General features: G+C 67.8%; 3 protein-coding genes. 2 read left to right on the plus strand and 1 reads right to left on the minus strand.

Annotated elements, in window-relative coordinates:
- On the plus strand, positions 1-394 hold a 394-nt coding region (locus AC1D15_RS28180; protein WP_477828611.1), incomplete at its 5' end, for a nuclear transport factor 2 family protein.
- Positions 395-402: 8 nt separating this feature from the next.
- Here AC1D15_RS28180 and murI read toward each other — a convergent pair.
- A complete protein-coding gene (gene murI, locus AC1D15_RS28185; RefSeq protein ID WP_477828612.1) occupies positions 403-1,230 on the minus strand; it encodes a glutamate racemase in 828 nt (275 codons plus the stop codon).
- A gap of 200 nt (positions 1,231-1,430) precedes the next feature.
- Between murI and AC1D15_RS28190 the strand changes: the two genes are divergently transcribed.
- Positions 1,431-2,180, plus strand: coding sequence for an electron transfer flavoprotein subunit beta/FixA family protein (locus tag AC1D15_RS28190; protein WP_465112288.1), 750 nt, complete (start codon positions 1,431-1,433; stop codon positions 2,178-2,180).
- Positions 2,181-2,229: the final 49 nt, after the last annotated feature.

A 2,229-nucleotide genomic window follows, 5' to 3' on the forward strand; every position in this document is an offset into this window, starting at 1 on the left:
CCCCATGGCCATCGCCACGCTTGCCGTCTGGCACGAACTCGTCGCGACACGCAACGCAAAGGGGCTCGGGGCACTGCTCGCCGACAACGTCGTCTTCCATTCGCCGGTCGTGCACACGCCGCAGGTCGGCAAGGCCGTCACGGCGCAGTACCTCGGCGCGGCCTTCCACGTCTTCTTCAACGAAAGCTTCCGCTACGTGCGCGAAGTCGTCGGCCCGCGTGACGCGGTGCTCGAGTTCCAGGTCGAGATCGATGGCATCGCCGTCAACGGCGTCGACATGCTCACCTGGGACGATGAGGGACGGATCGTCGACTTCAAGGTTCTCGTCCGGCCGCTGAAGGCGATCAACCTGATCCACCAGAAGATGGCGGCGATGCTGCAGGCGCAGCAGTAGCCGCGCGATCAGGCGTCCGATCCGTTCACCTCGCAGCGGAACGCGAGCCAGCTCGCGGCCACGCGCTGCAATGCCGCCACGTCGCCGGTCGTTTCCAGTCGCACCGCATCGCCCGCCGTATCGTCGGTCACATGCGCCGCGCCGCTGGCCTGCCACAGCTGCGCCGCGCGCCGCGCCACCGCATCGGCGGTGTCGATGATCTGCACCTGCGGCCCCATCGCTGCGGCGATCAGGTGCTGCACGAAGGGGTAGTGCGTGCAGCCGAGCACGACGGTGTCTACGCCTGCCTCACGCAGCGGCGCGCAGCAGCGCTCGACCATGGCGCGCAGCTCCGGCGTGTCGAGCGCACCCCGCTCGATCAGGTCGACCAGGCCCGGGCAGGGCTGGGCGGTGATCTGTACCGCATCGCCCTGCCGCGCCAGCAGTTGCCGGAACTTCTCGCTGCGCAGCGTGCCGGTGGTGGCGAGAACGCCGATGCGGCCGTTGCGGGTGGCCGCTGCGGCCGGCTTCAGCCCGGGCTCGACGCCGACGATCGGCAGCGCCGGCCAGCGCTCGCGCAGGCTCGCGACCGCCGCGGCCGTCGCGGTGTTGCACGCGACCACCAGCAGCTTCGCGCCCTGCGCCACCAGGTGCTGCGCAATGCGCTGCGAGCGCTCGACGATGAAAGCCTCGCTGCGGTCGCCATACGGCGCGTTCGCCGAATCGGCCAGGTAGCGCAGCGGCGCCTGCGGCAGCTGCCGGTGCAAGGCCCGCAGCACCGAGAGCCCGCCGAGCCCCGAATCGAACACGCCGATGCTGTCGGCGACAGGGGTCTTGGAGGGCAGCGGCACGGGCATGGCGGCGCAGTCTAGCAACGCATTCCTCGTGAACGTCGCGTCCGCGACGCGAAAACCGCCCCGACCTGTGCGAGAATAAAAATAGCACGATCGTTCTATTTCGATGCCGCAGCAGGGTCTCCCCCGGCGCCGCGCGCGGGGTGCCCGAGGCCCCGCCACTAGAATCGATCAACCCTTTCAGAGTCATCAGGAGCGTGCGAATGAAGGTATTGGTCGCGGTCAAGCGCGTTGTGGACTACAACGTCAAGGTGCGGGTCAAGAGCGATGGCAGCGGCGTGGACATCGCCAACGTCAAGATGAGCATGAACCCCTTCGACGAGATTGCCGTCGAAGAGGCGGTGCGATTGAAGGAGAAGGGCGCGGTGACCGAGGTCATCGCCGTCTCGCTCGGCGTCACGCAGTGCCAGGAGACGCTGCGCACCGCGATGGCCATCGGCGCCGATCGCGCGATCCTCGTCGAGACCACCGAAGAGTTGCAGCCGCTGGCCGTGGCCAAGCTGCTGAAGGCGCTGGTCGACAAGGAGCAGCCGGGCCTGGTGATCCTCGGCAAGCAGGCGATCGACGACGATTGCAACCAGACCGGGCAGATGCTGGCCGCGCTGGCCGACCTGCCGCAGGCCACCTTCGCGAGCAAGGTCGAGATCGCCGATGGCGCGGCGATCGTCACGCGCGAGGTCGATGGCGGCCTCGAGACGCTGAAGGTCACGCTGCCGGCGGTCGTCACGACCGACCTGCGCCTGAACGAGCCGCGCTACGTGACGCTGCCCAACATCATGAAGGCGAAGAAGAAGCCGCTCGAGGTGCTGAAGCCGTCCGATCTCGGTGTCGACGTGACGCCGCGCCTGAAGACCCTGAAGGTGAGCGAGCCGCCGAAGCGCAGCGCCGGCATCAAGGTGCCCGACGTGGCCACGCTCGTTTCCAAGCTGAAGACCGAAGCCAAGGTGATCTGACCATGACCGCACTCGTGATTGCTGAACACGACAACGCCTCGATCAAGGG

The organism is Rhizobacter sp. P2_H2 (genome assembly GCF_056403375.1).